This is a genomic window from Serratia sp. H1w, assembly GCF_000633355.1.
Lineage (GTDB): Bacteria > Pseudomonadota > Gammaproteobacteria > Enterobacterales > Enterobacteriaceae > Chania.
In genome coordinates, this window is the sequence record NZ_AYMQ01000045.1 from 73,654 (window position 1) to 91,343 (window position 17,690).

Sequence of the window (17,690 nt, forward strand, 5' to 3'; positions counted from 1 at the left end):
TCTCCCAAAGGGCGAGGGGGCTGTCCAGCGTTGTTGATAAGCCGGTGCCGCTACGGGAAACGTTGGAATATTAGCGAACTCGCTCGGTTCCCTCTCCTTGGGGCGAGGGGGCTATCCGGCGTCGTTGATGAGCCCGTGTTGCTTCGGGAAACGTTGGAATATCAGTGAACTCGAGCGGTTCCCTCTCCTTGGGGAGAGGGTTAGGGTTAGGGTGAGGGGACTACTCTCAGTGCTGCTCTTCTAAAAACAGCGGCCAGTGGGCATAGCTCTGCCAATGGCTTTCCTGATCCAGCGCCTCTGCGCGTAGCGGATGCCGTTCCAACCAGCCTTGCGGCAAAATCACATGCAGCTCTTCATCGTTGGCACGCAAGCGTACCGCAGGCAGGGTATCGTCACGGCGGCGGCTGGCAAAGATGATGGCCAGACGTAACAGACGGCACATGCGCTGTGCCACACGCGGCGGTACGGCATTCTGTTGGCTTAGCAGCGGTAGATCGAGGGCGTTGCTCTGGTTTTGCAGCAGGGTGGCTAACAGTTTTTTCTGTGCCGGGGTAAAGCCGGGCAAATCAAGATGGCTGACTAGATAGGCGGCGTGTTGGGGCGCCTGTTTGAAATCGACGCTCAGGCCGATTTCGTGGATCAGACAGGCCGCATGCAGTAGCTCGCGACATCGCGTATCCAGTTGCCATTCATTGGTGGTTTGCAGACAGAAGTTCGCAGCCAACTGGCTGACACGTTCGGCCTGATCGATATCCAGCAGATAACGGCGTTGCAGGTTACGCAACGTGCGGCTGCGGATATCCTGTTCGACCGGCAGATGCAGCATGCCATACACCAGCCCTTCGCGCAGAGCGCCACCGGCCAGCGTCATACTTTCGATACCCAGCTCCTGGAAAATGGCCAGCAGTATCGACAGGCCGCTTGGGAACACCAAGGCGCGTTCCAGCGTCAGCCCTTCGATTTCCAGTTCTTCCAGCTTGCCACATTGAATGGCCCGCTGTTTTAACTGCCGCAGCTTGGGCAAGGTAATGCGTTCATCCATTCCCTGCGCCACCATGATTTCCTGTAGCGCTTGCACGGTACCGGATGCGCCGACGCAAATCTGCCAGCCATGTTGACGAAGTTGTGGGACGATGGGCCGCACCATTTCACGCGCGGCCTGTTCGGCGGCTTCGAAATTATCCCGCTCCAGATTGCGATCGCTGAAGAAGCGCTCAAGCCAGGTGACACAGCCCATCGAAAGGCTATACAACTGCGCGGCCTGCGCTCCAGTGCCTGCAACCAACTCCGTGCTGCCACCCCCGATATCGACCACCAGACGCCGATCAGGGCCGCCGGTAGTGTGGGCAACGCCATGGTAAATCAGGCGGGCTTCTTCTTCGCCGCTGATGACCTGCACGGGGCAGCCAAGGATGGTTTCGGCGGTTTGCAGGAATTCGGCTGCGTTATTAGCCAGGCGTAGCGTTGCAGTAGCGACGACCCGGATCTGATCGCGCGGGATGTCCTGCAGGCGTTCCGAGAACAGCCGCAAGCATTGCCACCCGCGCTGCATGGCTTCCTGTGACAGGTGATTGTGCTGATCCAGCCCGGCCGCCAGGCGCACTTTGCGCTTGATGCGAGCCAGCGTCTGGATACTGCCAGCCACCTCACGTACCACCAACATATGGAAACTGTTGGAACCCAGATCGATGGCGGCATAGAGGGTGCTGGAACCTGGCATAGTTATCTATCAGCCCGAACGTTTACGGTTGTTACGCGGCGCACCACCACGACGTGGCGCGGAAGAGTTACGGCGTGGGCCGTTATTGCCACGTGGGCGCACCAGGCGCTTAGGTGCAGGCAGATCGCTCATCAGCGCATCGCTGTTGTACTTGCTCACAGGAATGCTGTGGCCGGTATAGGTTTCGATGGCTGGCAGGTTAAGCGCGTACTCTTCACAGGCCAGGCTGATGGAGTGACCGCTTTCACCCGCGCGGCCAGTACGGCCAATACGGTGTACGTAGTCTTCGCAGTCGTCCGGCAGATCGTAGTTGAAGACGTGAGTCACCAACGGGATATGCAGGCCGCGTGCGGCGACATCGGTGGCGACCAGGATATCCAGGTTGCCTTTGGTGAAGTCATCCAGAATACGCAGGCGTTTTTTCTGCGCCACGTCGCCGGTCAGCAGGCCTACGCGGTGACCGTCAGCGGCCAGATGGCCCCAGATGTCTTCACAGCGGTGCTTGGTGTTGGCGAAGATGATGCAGCGATCTGGCCACTCTTCCTCGATCAGCGTCTGTAACAGGCGCATTTTTTCTTCGTTGGAAGGGTAGAACAGCTCTTCCTTAATGCGGTGGCCGGTTTTCTGTTCCGGTTCAACTTCCACATATTCGGCATTGTTCATCTGCTCAAAGGCCAGTTCGCGTACGCGATAGGACAGGGTGGCAGAGAACAACATGTTCAGGCGTTGATCGACCGCAGGCATGCGGCGGAACAGCCAACGGATATCTTTGATAAAGCCCAGATCGTACATGCGGTCGGCTTCATCAAGCACCACAACCTGGATAGCACCCAGATCGATATAGTTCTGTTTGGCGTAGTCGATTAAACGACCGGTGGTGCCCACCAGAATATCCACGCCGCTTTCCAGCACCTTCAGCTGTTTGTCGTAGCCGTCGCCGCCGTAGGCCAGGCCAAGCTTCAACCCGGTAGACTGCGACAGGGCTTCTGCATCGGAATGGATCTGTACTGCCAGTTCACGTGTAGGCGCCATGATCAAGGCGCGCGGCTGGTTGGTCTGGCGACCTTCTTTCGCCGGGTGGGACAGCAAATAGTGAAAAGTAGACGCTAAAAATGCCAGCGTCTTTCCGGTACCGGTTTGCGCCTGACCTGCAACGTCGCGCCCACTGAGGGTGAGCGGCAATGCCAACGCCTGGATGGGCGTGCAGTTGTGAAACCCTTTTTTCTCAAGGGCTTCAAGGACTAACGGGTGCAGGGCGAAGTCGGAAAACTTCTGTTCGGTCAAGTGTGTTTTGCTCATAGTGTGGTAGAATATCAGCTAACTATTGCTTTACGAAAGCATATCCGTTGAAATAAAAGCGGTGAAATAAAATCACCCAAGTTGGTTTGATGCTACACCAACAAGGTAGACCTAATCCTGTGGAGTAGAACATGAGCGATAAAATTATTCACCTGACTGACGACAGCTTCGATACCGATGTACTGAAAGCCGAAGGGCCTATCCTGGTCGATTTCTGGGCTGAATGGTGTGGTCCGTGCAAGATGATTGCTCCGATCCTCGACGAGATTGCCGAAGAGTTCGCCGGCAAGCTGACCATTACCAAACTGAACATCGATCAAAACCCGGCTACCGCGCCTAAATACGGCATCCGCGGTATCCCGACGCTGTTGTTGTTCAAGAACGGTGAAGTGGCAGCGACCAAGGTCGGCGCGTTGTCCAAGGGCCAGCTCAAAGAGTTCCTTGAAGCGAATCTGTAATTAGGGCGGGAAGCCCCGTGACGGGCGTCTGGAGGGGGATTTTCATTCACCGCTAGACGCCTGCCAAGAAGCGTGTTAAGTTTAACCATACTGCATTTAGAACTTGCCATAAGTATTAAATCTAAAGAGTCTGAATCTAAGCATTACTCTACGTTGAACCATCGGCACTAGCATTTTACTGTGACCCGAGCCGTGTTTTGACGATCAAACGGTTTTACAAAAAATCAGTTTTAAGGCACCTTCGATCTTAAACCGTCAGCGTGTGCGCCCCAGCTAAGCCATTTCTTACTGCGGTGACCCAGCTTCCCGGCGATCGAACGTCCAGTAACAGGCACGCATACCCGATCAACTTCACTTAGTAGCTTGAAAGGCGAATGGGTTTAACACGCTGCCATACCATTCACGATACTAGTTCGAGACACACCCCGAGTTTAAGAACCCCCACTATGAATCTTACCGAATTAAAGAATACGCCGGTTTCTGAGCTGATTACTCTCGGCGAAAATATGGGGCTGGAAAACCTGGCCCGCCTGCGCAAACAGGACATTATCTTCTCTATACTCAAGCAACATGCGAAAAGCGGAGAAGATATCTTCGGTGATGGCGTGCTGGAGATATTGCAGGATGGATTTGGTTTCCTCCGTTCCGGAGACAGTTCCTACCTCGCAGGCCCCGACGATATCTACGTTTCTCCTAGCCAAATCCGCCGTTTCAACCTCCGCACAGGTGACACCATTTCCGGTAAGATTCGTCCGCCAAAAGAAGGCGAGCGCTATTTTGCCCTGTTGAAAGTTAACGAAGTCAACTACGACAAACCGGAAAACGCCCGTAACAAGATCCTGTTCGAAAACCTGACGCCGCTGCACGCTAACTCACGTTTGCGTATGGAACGTGGCAACGGCTCTACCGAAGATCTGACGGCTCGCGTACTGGATCTGGCATCGCCAATTGGCCGCGGCCAGCGTGGTCTGATTGTGGCACCACCGAAAGCCGGTAAGACCATGCTGCTGCAAAACATCGCGCAGAGCATCGCTTACAACCACCCAGACTGTGTGCTGATGGTGTTGCTGATCGACGAACGTCCGGAAGAAGTGACCGAGATGCAGCGTCTGGTAAAAGGCGAAGTTATCGCTTCTACTTTTGACGAGCCAGCATCTCGCCACGTACAGGTTGCCGAAATGGTGATCGAGAAGGCCAAGCGCCTGGTCGAGCACAAAAAAGACGTGATCATCCTGCTGGACTCCATCACCCGTCTGGCACGTGCCTACAACACCGTCGTACCTGCCTCGGGCAAAGTGCTGACCGGTGGTGTGGATGCCAACGCCCTGCATCGTCCGAAGCGTTTCTTCGGTGCGGCCCGTAACGTTGAGGAAGGCGGCAGCCTGACCATCATCGCTACCGCACTGGTCGATACCGGTTCGAAGATGGACGAAGTGATTTACGAAGAATTTAAAGGTACGGGTAACATGGAACTGCATCTGGCGCGTAAAATCGCCGAGAAGCGCGTATTCCCTGCTATCGATTACAACCGTTCCGGTACGCGTAAAGAAGAGTTGCTCACCACCTCTGAAGAACTACAGAAGATGTGGATCCTGCGCAAGATCATTCACCCAATGGGCGAGATCGACGCGATGGAATTCCTCATCAACAAGTTGGCGATGACCAAAACCAACGACGAATTCTTCGACATGATGAAACGCTCATAATTAAGTAAAATATTCGAGGAACGCCACGCCTAGTCGTGGCGTTTTTTGCTTTTGGCGGATACGATAAGTAACAGTAAAGGAAAGTAAGTTATTCCTGCGACTTATTGAGAACTCATCTTATTTGCGCCAGTTGTAGCGTTGCAGCAAGACACGTCTTGGCATCGATAAGTTGAATGTCTTTACCCTATGAGTTTCAAGCGCAGGTAACGACACTGCGGTTTGAAGGGCGGCGGGTATTTTGTCATAGGAAATGACTGAAAGGTTGCTTGGTCATGTGGCGCGGTTTGTTACCCATGTTAAGCTGCCTCATCTTCTTCAGAGATTTGTTAACCGTGAACTTACTCACCATGAGTACTGAAATTCTTTTTGTTTTTCTGTTTTCTCTGGCTTTTTTATTTGTTGCTCGCAAGGCAGCAAAACCTATTGGTTTGGTTGATAAGCCTAATTATCGCAAACGTCATCAGGGGTTGATCCCGCTGGTGGGTGGGATTTCAGTTTACGCAGGCATCTGCTTTGCCTTCCTGATCACCGACCAGACGATTGCGCACGGTAAACTCTACCTCGCCTGTGCTGGCGTCCTGGTTTTCGTCGGGGCGCTGGACGATCGTTTCGATATCAGCGTCAAGATCCGCGCCACCATCCAGGCGTTGGTCGGTATTGCCATGATGGTGTTTGCCGGCCTTTATCTGCGCAGCCTTGGCTATGTGTTTGGCGGTTGGGAAATGCAGCTGGGGCCGTTTGGTTACCTGGTGACGCTGTTTGCCGTATGGGCCGCGATTAACGCCTTTAACATGGTCGATGGTATCGATGGCCTGCTAGGCGGTCTCTCTTGCGTGTCGTTTGGCGCGATGGGGATCCTGCTGTATCAAGGCGGCCATAGCGATCTCGCCTTCTGGTGCTTCGCCATGCTGGCGGCCATTGTTCCCTATATTCTGCTCAACCTCGGCATCCTTGGCCGTCGCTATAAAGTCTTTATGGGCGACGCCGGCAGTACGCTGATCGGTTTTACCGCCATCTGGCTGCTGGTGCAAAGCTCGCAAGGGCCAAATCATCCGATCAAGCCGGTGACCGCGCTGTGGATTATCGCCATCCCGCTGATGGATATGATTGCCATCATGTATCGCCGCCTGCGTAAAGGCATGAGCCCGTTCTCGCCAGACCGTCAACACATCCACCATTTGATAATGCGTGCGGGCTTTACGCCTCGTCAGGCCTTTGTGCTGATCACCTTGGCCGCGGCGCTGTTGGCAGCGATTGGCGTGGTGGGCGAACGCCTGACTTTCATTCCTGAATGGGTTATGTTGGCATTATTCTTGCTTGCATTCTTTTTCTATGGCTATTGCATCAAACGTGCATGGCGGGTTGCGCGCTATATCAAACGTCTCAAGCGCCGCCTTCGTCATTCCACGAACAATAAGCAAGTACCTTAACCTTGAGGCTTTAGGGCAGTGATGATTCCTGAAACAACGTCTGACAAGAATACCCCGGTGGTCGATAACGAGCTCGATATCCGCGGTCTGTGCTGCACCCTGTGGCGTGGCAAAAAATGGATTATCGGTTTTGCGGTGCTGTTTGCTGCCGTTGCGCTGATCGTTTCCTACCTGGTGAAACAGGAGTGGAGCGCCACGGCGATCACCGATAAACCTACGGTGAATGCGTTGGGGGGATATTACTCTCAGCAGCAGTTCCTGCGTAATCTGGATCTGCGGACTCTGCCCGCGGTTGCCAGCGATCAGCCAGGTATCGCCGATGAAGCCTATAATGAATTTATCATGCAGTTGGCCGCCTATGACACGCGCCGTGATTTCTGGCTGCAAAGCGATTACTACAAGCAGCGCCAGGAAGGGGATGCCCGTGCCGATGCGGCGTTGCTTGATGACCTGATCAACAATATCCAGTTTACGCCGCGCGATGACAAGAAAGTGCTCAACGACAGCGTGAAGCTGACCGCAGAAACGGCGCCAGACTCCAACCATCTTCTGCGTCAGTATGTTGCCTTTGCCAGCCACCGTGCGGCGCAGCATCTGAACGAAGAGATCCAGGGTGCCTGGGCGGCACGGACTACCTCGATGAGTGCCCAGGTAAAGCGTCAGGAAGCGGTAGCCGATGCGGTTTATCAACGCGAACTCAAGACCGTGCAGCAGGCGCTGAAAATCGCCGAGCAGCAGGGGATTAGCCGTACGCAGACCGATACGCCAGCGGAACAGCTACCTGACTCCGACCTGTTCCTGTTGGGCAAGCCGATGCTGCAAGCGCGCCTGGAAGGGCTTCAGGCTTCCGGCCCTACGTATGATCTGAGTTACGATCAGAACCGGGCGATGCTGGCAACCTTGAACGTTGGCCCGACGTTGGATGCCAAATTCCAGACCTACCGTTATTTACGTACGCCGGAAGAGCCGGTGAAACGTGATAGCCCACGCCGGGTATTCTGGCTGATTATGTGGGGCGCAATCGGTGGCCTGGTTGGTGCGGGCGTGGCTCTGGTACGCCGGCCACGTAGTTAACCCATACTATAATAATTTCGCTGTTGGGCTCCTCGGAGCCCAACTTTGCAGGTTCGCCTGCACTTCACCGACCAAAAGAGATTCGCTGTGAAAGTGTTGACTGTTTTTGGCACCAGACCGGAAGCCATTAAAATGGCACCTCTGGTACATGCTCTGGCTCAGGATGATGCCTTTGAATCAAGAGTCTGCGTTACGGCACAGCATCGTGAGATGCTGGATCAGGTATTGCGTTTGTTTGAAATCGTACCGGATTACGACCTGAATATTATGAAACCTGGCCAGGGGCTGAGTGAGATCACCTGCCGCATTCTGGAAGGGTTAAAGGGCGTACTGGAGGATTTCAAACCGGACGTGGTGTTGGTGCACGGTGATACCACGACCACCATGGCGACCAGCCTGGCGGCGTTTTATCAGCGTATCCCGGTGGGACATGTGGAAGCGGGCCTGCGTACCGGTAATCTCTATTCTCCGTGGCCTGAAGAGGCCAACCGCAAGTTGACGGGGCATTTGGCGATGTATCATTTCTCGCCAACCGAAAACTCACGTCAGAACCTGCTGCGCGAATCGCTGCGGGACGACCATATTTTCGTCACGGGCAACACCGTGATCGATGCGTTGCTGTGGGTGCGCGATCGCATCATGCACAACCAGGAATTGCGCGAGAGCCTTGATCAGCGTTATCCGTTCCTGGATGCCAGCAAGAAACTGATCCTGGTTACCGGCCACCGCCGTGAAAGCTTTGGTGGCGGGTTCGAGCGCATCTGTAGCGCCCTGGCCGAGATTGCCTGCCAGCACCCAGACGTGCAGGTGGTGTATCCGGTGCACCTCAACCCGAACGTTAGCGAGCCGGTCAACCGTATTTTGAAGGGCATCGATAACATCATTCTGATCGATCCGCAGGATTACCTGCCGTTTGTCTATCTGATGACGCGATCTTATCTGATCCTGACCGACTCTGGCGGCATTCAGGAAGAGGCGCCATCGCTGGGTAAACCGGTGCTGGTAATGCGTGATACTACCGAGCGGCCAGAAGCGGTAGACGCGGGCACGGTACAGCTGGTGGGCACGGACGTAGCTAAAATTGTTGATGCGGTAACCCGGTTATTGACAGACGAAGGCGAATACCACGCCATGAGCCGGGCGCATAACCCATACGGTGACGGGCATGCCTGCCAACGTATCCTCGAAGCTTTAAAGAATCATCAGGTGACACTATGAGTTTTAACACTATTTCAGTTATTGGCCTGGGTTATATCGGCTTGCCAACGGCGGCGGCGTTTGCTTCCCGCAAGAAAAAAGTGGTGGGCGTAGATGTTAACCAGCACGCGGTAGATACCATCAACCGTGGAGCCATCCACATCGTCGAACCCGATCTGGATCGCGTGGTAAAAGAAGCCGTTGAAGGCGGTTATTTACAGGCTGTGACTAAACCACTGGCGGCCGATGCTTTCCTGATTGCCGTGCCAACGCCGTTCAAAGGGGATCACGAACCCGATCTGGCCTATGTCGAAGCTGCCGCCAAGTCACTGGCTCCGGTACTGAAAAAAGGCGACCTGGTGATCCTGGAGTCCACCTCACCGGTGGGCGCTACCGAGCAAATGGCATTGTGGCTGGCAGAGGCGCGTAGCGATCTGAGCTTCCCGCAGGATGCCGGTGAGCAGGCCGATGTCAACATTGCCTACTGCCCTGAGCGTGTGCTGCCTGGTCAGGTGATGGTCGAACTGATCCAGAATGACCGTGTTATCGGCGGCATGACGCCGAAATGCTCCGAGCGCGCCAGCGCGCTGTACAAAATTTTCCTCGAAGGTGAGTGTGTTATCACCAACTCGCGCACCGCCGAGATGTGCAAACTGACGGAAAACAGCTTCCGTGACGTTAATATCGCGTTTGCCAACGAGCTTTCGCTGATCTGCGCCGATCAAGGCATCAACGTGTGGGAACTGATCCGCCTGGCTAACCGCCACCCGCGCGTCAACATCCTGCAACCCGGCCCAGGCGTGGGTGGACACTGCATCGCCGTGGACCCTTGGTTCATCGTGGCGCAGAACCCGCAGCAGGCTCGTCTGATCCATACCGCGCGTCTGGTTAACGACGGCAAACCACTCTGGGTGGTCGATCGCGTCAAGGCAGCCGTGGCAGATTGCCTGGCGGCAACCGACAAGCGGGCTTCCGAAGTGAAGATTGCCTGCTTCGGTCTGGCGTTCAAACCTAATATCGATGACCTGCGTGAAAGCCCGGCGGTTGAAGTGGCTCACCTGATTGCCGATTGGCACGTGGGTGAAACCCTGGCGGTAGAGCCAAACGTTGAGCAACTGCCCAAGTCACTGGCAGGCCACGTTACGCTGAAAACACTGCCAGAGGCGTTGCAGCAGGCAGACGTGATCGTGATGTTAGTCGATCATAAACAATTCAAGGCGATCAAGCCGGAAGAGATTAAGCAGTCCTGGATCGTGGACACCAAAGGAGTTTGGCGTTGAAACGTATTTTGGTCACCGGCGGTGCCGGATTTATCGGCTCTGCCGTAGTCAGACATATCATCGAAGGAACCCGCGATAGGGTGGTGGTGGTTGATAAGCTCACCTATGCCGGTAACCTGGAGTCGCTGACCGGTGTGGCAGACAACGAACGCTATGCTTTCGAACAGGTCGATATCTGCGACCGTGCCGCACTGGATCGCGTATTTGCGCAGTACCAGCCGGATTTCGTGATGCACCTGGCGGCGGAAAGCCACGTAGACCGCTCAATCGACGGTCCCGCGGCCTTTATCGAAACCAACATCGTGGGTACTTACACCATGCTGGAGGCCGCCCGCCATTATTGGCAGGCACTGGCGGCAGAGAAAAAACAGGCTTTCCGTTTCCACCATATTTCGACCGATGAAGTGTACGGCGACCTGCACGGCACCGACGATCTGTTTACCGAAACGACGCCTTACGCGCCAAGCAGCCCATACTCTGCCTCCAAGGCTTCGAGTGATCATCTGGTGCGCGCCTGGTTGCGTACCTACGGTTTCCCAACCGTAGTGACCAACTGTTCCAACAACTACGGCCCTTACCACTTCCCTGAGAAGCTGGTGCCGCTGGTGATCCTCAACGCGATTTCTGGCAAACCGCTGCCGGTCTACGGCGACGGTGCACAGGTGCGTGACTGGCTGTATGTGGAAGACCATGCGCGGGCGTTATATCAAGTGGTGACCGAAGGTGTGATTGGGGAAACCTATAACATCGGCGGCCACAACGAGCGCAAGAATATCGAAGTGGTGCATACCATCTGCGATCTGCTGGAAGAACTGGCACCTAACAAACCGCAGGGCGTGGCGAAGTATCGCGATCTGATCACCTATGTGACGGATCGCCCCGGCCACGATATGCGTTATGCCATCGATGCAGGCAAAATTGAACGTGAACTGGGTTGGCGCCCGCAGGAAACCTTTGAAAGCGGCATCCGCAAGACGGTCTCCTGGTATCTGAACAATGAAACCTGGTGGCGCCGCGTGCAAGATGGGTCTTACGCCGGCGAGCGTTTAGGCCTGAACTAATCATCCCATTCAGGAGCACGCACGGAGGGCGGCAAGCGCCGTGCGGCGGTCAAAAGTTCAGGAGTGAAAATGAAAGGTATCATTCTAGCCGGCGGTTCGGGGACGCGTTTGCACCCGATCACCCGTGGCGTCTCCAAGCAGTTGCTGCCCATTTACGATAAACCAATGATTTACTATCCGCTCTCGGTGCTGATGCTGGCCGGGATCCGCGACATTCTGATTATCTCCACGCCTGAAGATCTGCCCTCGTTTCGCCGTTTGTTGGGCAGCGGTGAAGAGTTTGGCATCAACCTCAGCTACGCCGAGCAACCGAGCCCGGATGGGTTGGCACAGGCCTTCCTGATTGGCGAAGAGTTCATCGGCGGCGAGCCAAGCTGCCTGGTGTTGGGCGACAATATTTACTTCGGCCAGGGCTTCAGCCCGAAACTGAAAAGCGTGGTCCAGGGTCTGCAAGGCGCCACGGTATTCGGTTATCAGGTCATGGATCCCGAGCGTTTTGGCGTGGTGGAGTTCGATGATAACTTCCGTGCGCTGTCGATTGAAGAAAAGCCGTTGAAGCCGAAGTCCAACTGGGCGGTCACCGGCCTTTACTTCTATGACCATCAGGTCGTGGACTTCGCCAAGCAGGTGAAGCCTTCCGAACGCGGCGAGCTGGAAATCACCAGCATCAACCAGATGTATCTGGAGCGTGGCGAACTGAGCGTCGAGCTGCTGGGGCGTGGTTTTGCCTGGCTCGATACCGGTACCCACGACAGCCTGATCGAGGCCAGTACCTTTGTGCAGACGGTAGAAAAGCGTCAGGGGTTCAAGATTGCCTGTCTGGAAGAGATCGCCTGGCGCAACGGTTGGCTGGATGATGAAGGTGTAAGGCGGTCGGCGCAGGCGTTAGCCAAAACCGGCTATGGCAAATATCTGTTGGATTTACTGCATGTCCGTCCACGCCAATATTGAGCCGTTAGGCTGGGAAAGCGAGTATTTCCAACTTGCCAGCGCCAAGCTGCATTTTGACGATGCCGCTCCCGCGCTTACTGCCGCTGCATTGGATGCTTTTGCGCTGGTTCAGGCCAAGATCCCGGCTCAGCGCCTGGATTTAGCCGATAGTTTGGCCGCCGCAGGGTTTCGGCTGGTGGAGGGCGAGGTGGATTTTGCCCTGGCGATTGGCATAGATTGTGCATTAGATTTACCGGCCATCCGCATCGCCCAGCCTGACGATATTCCACTGCTGCGTACGGTGGCGGCCAAGGTGTTTGCCGCCAGCCGTTTTCGTGCGCCTTGGTATCAGCCGCAGGACAGCGGGCGTTTTTACGCCACCTGGATTGAAAAGGCGGTGCTGGGGACGTTTGACCATCAATGCCTGCTAGTGCTGGGCAGTGATGGGGAGCCTGAAGGGTTTGTCAGCCTGCGCGATATCGGCCAGCAAGAGGCGCGTATCGGTTTGTTGGCGGCATTCCCAGGTGTACAAGGGAAAGGGACCGGTTCACGGTTGATGGCTGCCGCGATCGCCTGGTGCCAGCAGCAACAGCTGCAGCGCCTGCGGATCGCGACTCAGATCAGCAATATCGCCGCGTTACGGCTCTATCAACGGCACGGTGCCACCATTACGAGCACCGCGTATTGGTTCTACAGAGGTTTACATGATCCCATTTAACGCTCCACCGGTTGTTGGCACGGAACTCGATTACATGCAGGCTGCCATGGGCAGCGGCAAACTCTGTGGCGACGGTGGTTTTACCCGTCGCTGCCAGCAGTGGATGGAACAGCATTTTGGCTGTCCGAAAGTGTTGCTGACGCCGTCTTGCACCGCGTCGCTGGAAATGGCCGCCATCCTGCTGGATATCCAGCCGGGTGATGAAGTGATCATGCCGAGCTATACCTTCGTCTCCACTTCTAACGCCTTTGTGTTGCGTGGTGCGGTGGTGGTGTTTGTCGACCTGCGTCCAGACACCATGAACATCGATGAAACCAAGATTGAAGCGGCGATCACCGATAAAACCCGTGCCATCGTGCCGGTGCATTACGCTGGCGTGGCCTGCGAAATGGACACCATCATGGCGCTGGCGAAGAAGTACAACCTGATGGTGGTAGAAGATGCCGCGCAGGGCGTGATGTCCACCTATAAGGGTAAAGCCTTGGGGACCATCGGCCATATCGGTTGCTTCAGTTTCCATGAGACCAAAAACTACACCGCTGGCGGTGAAGGTGGCGCAACGCTGATTAACGACCCGGCCCTGATCGACCGTGCCGAAGTGATCCGCGAGAAAGGCACCAACCGCAGCCAGTTCTTCCGTGGTCAGGTGGATAAATATACCTGGCGCGATATCGGTTCCAGCTACCTGATGTCAGATCTGCAAGCCGCCTACCTGTGGGCGCAGCTGGAAGCCGCCGAGCCAATCAACCAGCGCCGCCTGAAGCTGTGGCAGAACTATTATGACGCTTTCAAACCATTGGCGAATGCAGGGCGCATCAGCTTGCCGACTATTCCGGCCAACTGCGTGCACAACGCCCATATGTTCTACATCAAGCTGAAAGACGTGCAGGATCGCACCGCGTTTATCGACTATCTGAAAGAAGCCGAAATCATGTCGGTGTTCCATTACATCCCGCTGCATGCTTGCCCGGCAGGTGAGAAGTTTGGCCGTTTCTCCGGCGAAGACCGTTTCACCACCAAAGAGAGCGAGCGCCTGGTGCGTCTGCCGCTGTTCTTTAACATGTCAGACGTCAATCAACGTACGGTGATCAATACCATCCTGAGCTTCCTCGCCTGATATGTCACTGGCAAAAGCATCGATTTGGACCGCTGGCTCCACGCTGATCAAGATCGGCGTGGGATTGCTGGTGGTAAAAATGCTGGCGGTGGCCTTCGGCCCCAGCGGGGTCGGGCAGGCGGGTAACTTCCGCCAACTGATCACCGTGTTGGGCGTGCTGTCGGGTGCCGGGATTTTTAACGGTATCACCAAGTATGTGGCGGAGTACCATCAGGATCCGCAACGCTTGCGGTTGGCGGTGGGGACCGCTTCCAGCATCGTGCTGGGCTTCTCAACCCTGCTGGCATTGGTGTTCCTGTTTGCCGCCGAACCGATCAGCCGTGGGCTGTTTGGCCATGGCGACTATGTGAATGTGGTACGGGCGGTGGCGTTTATCCAGATGGGGATTGCCTACGCCAACCTGTTCCTGGCGATCCTCAAAGGTTATCGCGATGCGATGGGCAACGCCCTGGCGGTGATCGCCGGTAGCCTGATCGGCGTGGTGGCTTTCACACTATGCTTTAAACTGGGCGGTTATGAAGGCGCGCTGGCCGGGTTGGCTCTGGTTCCTGCCTTGGTGGTATTACCTGCCGGTTTCATGCTGTGGCGGCGCAAAGTGTTGCCACTGCGCTATCTGAAGCTGGCCTGGGATAAGGCGCTGGCAACCCATCTTGGCAAGTTTACCCTGATGGCGCTGATCACCTCCGTGACCTTGCCGGTCGCCTATGTAATGATGCGTAACCTGCTGGCAGAACATTACGGCTGGGATGAAGTGGGGATCTGGCAAGGAGTGAGCAGTATCTCCGATGCCTACCTGCAATTTATTACCGCTTCGTTTACCGTTTATCTGCTGCCGACATTGTCGCGTCTGCAAGAGAAAAGTGCCATCTCACGCGAGATCGTGCGCTCGCTGAAGTTTGTGTTGCCTGCGGTGGCCGCCGCCAGCTTTACCGTCTGGCTGCTGCGTGACTTTGCCATCTGGCTGCTGTTCTCAGAGAAATTCGTTGCCATGCGCGATCTGTTTGCCTGGCAACTGGTGGGCGACGTGCTGAAGGTCGGAGCCTACGTTTTCGGCTACCTGGTGATTGCCAAGGCGTCACTGCGTTTTTATATTTTGACAGAGGTCAGCCAGTTCGCCTTGCTGACGCTGTTCTCGCACTGGCTGATCCCGCTGCATGGCGCATTGGGGGCGGCACAGGCCTATATGGCAACCTACATCGTGTATTTCGCGCTCTGTAGCTGCGTATTTATTCTTTACCGTAGACGAGTATGACCATACTAATCCACGTACTGGGATCTGATATCCCACATCATAATCAGACGGTGCTGCGCTTCTTCAATGATGTGCTGGCCGCACGCCTGCCCGCAGATCATGTGTGTCATTTTATGGTGGCAGCCAAAGATGTTGCCGCGCTGGGCCACTTTCCCAAACTGACCATCGAGGCTTTCCCGGGTAAAAAGAGCCTGGCAGAGGCGGTGATTGCGCGTGCCAAGGCCAACCGTGACACTCGTTTTTTCCTGCATGGCCAATTTAACGCAGCGCTGTGGCTGGCTTTGCTGAGTGGCAAGATCAAGTCGCGTCAGGTGAGCTGGCATATCTGGGGGGCCGATCTGTATGAAAACGCCACCAGTTGGAAATATCGCCTGTTCTACGTGCTGCGCCGCATTGCTCAGGGGCGGGTTGCCCATGTGTTTGCCACCCGAGGCGATCTGATCCACTACCAGCAACGACATGCGCGCGTTCCGGCTTCGCTGCTGTATTTCCCAACGCGGATGGATCCTGCCCTGACGGGGATTGAAGTCGAAAAGAACCTGGCCGGGCCGATGACCATCCTGGTAGGGAACTCTGGCGATAGCACCAACCGCCATATCGAGGCGCTACAGGCGATCCATCAGCAATTTGGTGCCAAGGTGCGGGTGATTTTGCCGATGGGCTACCCGGCCAATAATGACGCCTATATTGCCAAAGTGCGCGAGGCGGGTCTGAAGCTGTTCTCTGAGCAGAATCTGCAACTGCTGACCCAGCAGGTGGCGTTTGACGATTATCTCAATATCCTGCGTGAGTGCGATCTCGGCTACTTTATTTTCGACCGTCAGCAGGGTATCGGCACGCTGTGCCTGTTGATCCAGTTCGGTGTGCCTTTTGTGCTCAGCCGCAAGAACCCATTCTGGCAAGACCTGGCCGAGCAGCATCTGCCGGTGCTGTTCTATGGCGATTCGCTGGATGAAGCGGTAGTGCGCGAGTCACAACGCCAACTGGCGACGTTGGATAAACAGTCCATCGCCTTTTTCAATCCGAACTATGTTGATGGCTGGCAGCAGGCATTGGCGCTGGCGGCAGGAGAGCATCCATGACGCTGGCTCAGTTTGGCGGGCTGTTTGTTGTTTATCTGATCGGGGCGCTGTTTGTGCTTTTCCTGACCTATCAGGAGTTTCGGCGCGTCCGCTTCAACTTTAACGTCTTCTTTTCCCTGCTCTATCTGCTGACGTTTTATTTTGGCTTCCCGCTGACCTGCCTGCTGGTGTTCCAGTTTGACGTCGCCGTGGTGCCGGTAGAATACCTGCTGTACGCGATCCTTTCTGCGACCAGCTTCTACGCGATTTACTATGTCAGCTACAAGACGCGGTTGCGTAAACGCACTAATCAGCCGCATAAGCCGGTGTTCACCATGAACCGGGTAGAAACGCATATCACCTGGATATTGTTGGCGCTGGTGGCGATCGGCACCGTTGGCATCTTCTTTATGCAGAACGGATTCCTGCTGTTCAAGCTCAATTCCTATAGCCAAATCTTCTCCAGCGATGTGTCCGGGGTGGCGCTCAAACGCTTCTTCTACTTCTTTATCCCGGCGATGTTGGTGGTCTATTTCCTGAAACAGGATCTGCGTGCCTGGTTCTTCTTCCTGGCGGCCACGGTGGCGTTTGGTATTCTGACCTACGTGATCGTAGGCGGTACTCGTGCCAACATCATTATCGCCTTCTCGCTGTTCCTGTTTATCGGCATCGTTCGCGGCTGGATTTCGCTGTGGATGCTAGTGGCCGCCGGGGTGTTCGGCATTGTCGGCATGTTCTGGTTGGCGCTGAAACGCTATAGCCTGGATGTCAGCGGTCCAGAGGCGTTCTACACTTTCCTGTATCTGACGCGCGACACCTTCTCGCCGTGGGAAAATCTGGCGCTGCTACTGCAAAATTACGACAAGATCGATTTCCAGGGGCTGGCACCGACCGTGCGTGATTTTTACGTGTTTATCCCAGCCTGGCTGTGGCCGGGTCGGCCGGATCTGGTGCTGAATACCGCCAACTACTTTACTTGGGAAGTGCTGGACAACCACTCCGGGCTGGCGATTTCCCCTACGCTGATCGGTTCGTTGGTGGTGATGGGCGGCGTGCTGTTTATCCCGCTGGGAGCGGTGGTGGTCGGTCTGATCATCAAGTGGTTCGACTGGCTGTATGAACTGGGTAAAAGCGAGCAGAACCGCTTTAAGGCGGCTATTTTGCAGGGCTTCTGCTTTGGCGCGGTGTTCAATATCATTGTGCTGGCGCGTGAAGGGGTGGATTCCTTTGTCTCGCGCGTAGTGTTCTTCTGCATCATTTTTGGTGCCTGCCTGGTAGTGGCAAAATTACTGTACTGGCTGTTTGATGCCGCCGGGCTAATCAAGACTCGAATTATGCGCAAGCGCGCGTTGGCCCCGGTTGCCAACTCCCTTGTGCCAAGGTAATA

15 protein-coding genes are annotated in these 17,690 nt (G+C 55.5%); 13 read left to right on the forward strand and 2 right to left on the reverse strand.

What is annotated here, in order from left to right:
• Positions 1-226: 226 nt before the first annotated feature.
• Positions 227-1,720 carry an exopolyphosphatase gene (gene ppx / locus U869_RS0108955; RefSeq protein ID WP_025119026.1) on the reverse strand — a complete coding sequence of 498 codons (1,494 nt, stop codon included), beginning with the start codon at positions 1,718-1,720 and terminating at the stop codon, positions 227-229.
• A gap of 9 nt (positions 1,721-1,729) precedes the next feature.
• Positions 1,730-3,019 (reverse strand): ATP-dependent RNA helicase RhlB, encoded by a 1,290-nt coding sequence (rhlB, locus tag U869_RS0108960; protein ID WP_025119025.1) that lies wholly within the window; start codon positions 3,017-3,019, stop codon positions 1,730-1,732.
• 131 nt (positions 3,020-3,150) lie between these two features.
• Between rhlB and trxA the strand changes: the two genes are divergently transcribed.
• The 13 genes from trxA to wzyE all read left to right on the forward strand — a co-directional run bounded on the left by trxA (position 3,151) and on the right by wzyE (position 17,688).
• The gene (gene trxA / locus U869_RS0108965; protein ID WP_025119024.1) at positions 3,151-3,477 is read left to right on the forward strand and encodes a thioredoxin TrxA; all 327 of its coding nucleotides are present in this window, start codon (positions 3,151-3,153) and stop codon (positions 3,475-3,477) included.
• A gap of 446 nt (positions 3,478-3,923) precedes the next feature.
• Complete coding sequence (gene rho, locus U869_RS0108970) at positions 3,924-5,183, forward strand: transcription termination factor Rho (RefSeq protein WP_025119023.1); 1,260 nt, start codon at positions 3,924-3,926, stop codon at positions 5,181-5,183.
• 332 nt (positions 5,184-5,515) lie between these two features.
• Positions 5,516-6,613, forward strand: coding sequence for a UDP-N-acetylglucosamine--undecaprenyl-phosphate N-acetylglucosaminephosphotransferase (wecA, locus tag U869_RS0108975; protein ID WP_025119022.1), 1,098 nt, complete (start codon positions 5,516-5,518; stop codon positions 6,611-6,613).
• Positions 6,614-6,634: 21 nt separating this feature from the next.
• Positions 6,635-7,687, forward strand: a complete 1,053-nt coding sequence (gene wzzE / locus U869_RS0108980; RefSeq protein ID WP_029987207.1) for an ECA polysaccharide chain length modulation protein — start codon at positions 6,635-6,637, stop codon at positions 7,685-7,687.
• Positions 7,688-7,774: 87 nt separating this feature from the next.
• Positions 7,775-8,905: a non-hydrolyzing UDP-N-acetylglucosamine 2-epimerase gene (gene wecB, locus U869_RS0108985; protein WP_025119020.1), complete on the forward strand. Its 1,131-nt coding sequence runs from the start codon at positions 7,775-7,777 to the stop codon at positions 8,903-8,905.
• Positions 8,902-10,164, forward strand: a complete 1,263-nt coding sequence (gene wecC, locus U869_RS0108990; RefSeq protein ID WP_025119019.1) for a UDP-N-acetyl-D-mannosamine dehydrogenase — start codon at positions 8,902-8,904, stop codon at positions 10,162-10,164. Before wecB ends, wecC begins: the two co-directional genes overlap by 4 nt.
• Entirely contained in the window at positions 10,161-11,225 is a 1,065-nt protein-coding gene (rffG, locus tag U869_RS0108995) for a dTDP-glucose 4,6-dehydratase (protein WP_037408119.1), read from the forward strand. Before wecC ends, rffG begins: the two co-directional genes overlap by 4 nt.
• A 69-nt stretch (positions 11,226-11,294) precedes the next feature.
• Positions 11,295-12,176, forward strand: a complete 882-nt coding sequence (gene rfbA / locus U869_RS0109000; protein WP_025119017.1) for a glucose-1-phosphate thymidylyltransferase RfbA — start codon at positions 11,295-11,297, stop codon at positions 12,174-12,176.
• Positions 12,154-12,873 carry a dTDP-4-amino-4,6-dideoxy-D-galactose acyltransferase gene (gene rffC, locus U869_RS0109005; protein ID WP_025119016.1) on the forward strand — a complete coding sequence of 240 codons (720 nt, stop codon included), beginning with the start codon at positions 12,154-12,156 and terminating at the stop codon, positions 12,871-12,873. The genes rfbA and rffC overlap by 23 nt, the downstream gene beginning before the upstream one ends.
• Positions 12,860-13,990, forward strand: coding sequence for a dTDP-4-amino-4,6-dideoxygalactose transaminase (rffA, locus tag U869_RS0109010; protein WP_025119015.1), 1,131 nt, complete (start codon positions 12,860-12,862; stop codon positions 13,988-13,990). Before rffC ends, rffA begins: the two co-directional genes overlap by 14 nt.
• Before the next feature lies 1 nt (position 13,991).
• Positions 13,992-15,242 (forward strand): lipid III flippase WzxE, encoded by a 1,251-nt coding sequence (wzxE, locus tag U869_RS0109015; protein WP_025119014.1) that lies wholly within the window; start codon positions 13,992-13,994, stop codon positions 15,240-15,242.
• A complete protein-coding gene (locus U869_RS0109020) occupies positions 15,239-16,324 on the forward strand; it encodes a TDP-N-acetylfucosamine:lipid II N-acetylfucosaminyltransferase (protein ID WP_025119013.1) in 1,086 nt (361 codons plus the stop codon). The genes wzxE and U869_RS0109020 overlap by 4 nt, the downstream gene beginning before the upstream one ends.
• Complete coding sequence (gene wzyE / locus U869_RS0109025) at positions 16,321-17,688, forward strand: ECA oligosaccharide polymerase (RefSeq protein WP_025119012.1); 1,368 nt, start codon at positions 16,321-16,323, stop codon at positions 17,686-17,688. Before U869_RS0109020 ends, wzyE begins: the two co-directional genes overlap by 4 nt.
• Positions 17,689-17,690 lie beyond the last annotated feature (2 nt).

Excerpts from the sequence above, each read along its gene's own strand:
- wzxE (WP_025119014.1), top strand. The coding sequence starts at position 13,992 with ATGTCACTGGCAAAAGCATCGATTTGGACCGCTGGCTCCACGCTGATC.
- trxA (WP_025119024.1), top strand. The coding sequence starts at position 3,151 with ATGAGCGATAAAATTATTCACCTGACTGACGACAGCTTCGATACCGAT.
- rho (WP_025119023.1), top strand. The coding sequence starts at position 3,924 with ATGAATCTTACCGAATTAAAGAATACGCCGGTTTCTGAGCTGATTACT.
- rffA (WP_025119015.1), top strand. The coding sequence starts at position 12,860 with ATGATCCCATTTAACGCTCCACCGGTTGTTGGCACGGAACTCGATTAC.
- rhlB (WP_025119025.1), bottom strand. The coding sequence starts at position 3,019 with ATGAGCAAAACACACTTGACCGAACAGAAGTTTTCCGACTTCGCCCTG.
- wzyE (WP_025119012.1), top strand. The coding sequence starts at position 16,321 with ATGACGCTGGCTCAGTTTGGCGGGCTGTTTGTTGTTTATCTGATCGGG.
- rffC (WP_025119016.1), top strand. The coding sequence starts at position 12,154 with ATGTCCGTCCACGCCAATATTGAGCCGTTAGGCTGGGAAAGCGAGTAT.
- wecC (WP_025119019.1), top strand. The coding sequence starts at position 8,902 with ATGAGTTTTAACACTATTTCAGTTATTGGCCTGGGTTATATCGGCTTG.
- U869_RS0109020 (WP_025119013.1), top strand. The coding sequence starts at position 15,239 with ATGACCATACTAATCCACGTACTGGGATCTGATATCCCACATCATAAT.
- wzzE (WP_029987207.1), top strand. The coding sequence starts at position 6,635 with ATGATTCCTGAAACAACGTCTGACAAGAATACCCCGGTGGTCGATAAC.
- ppx (WP_025119026.1), bottom strand. The coding sequence starts at position 1,720 with ATGCCAGGTTCCAGCACCCTCTATGCCGCCATCGATCTGGGTTCCAAC.
- rfbA (WP_025119017.1), top strand. The coding sequence starts at position 11,295 with ATGAAAGGTATCATTCTAGCCGGCGGTTCGGGGACGCGTTTGCACCCG.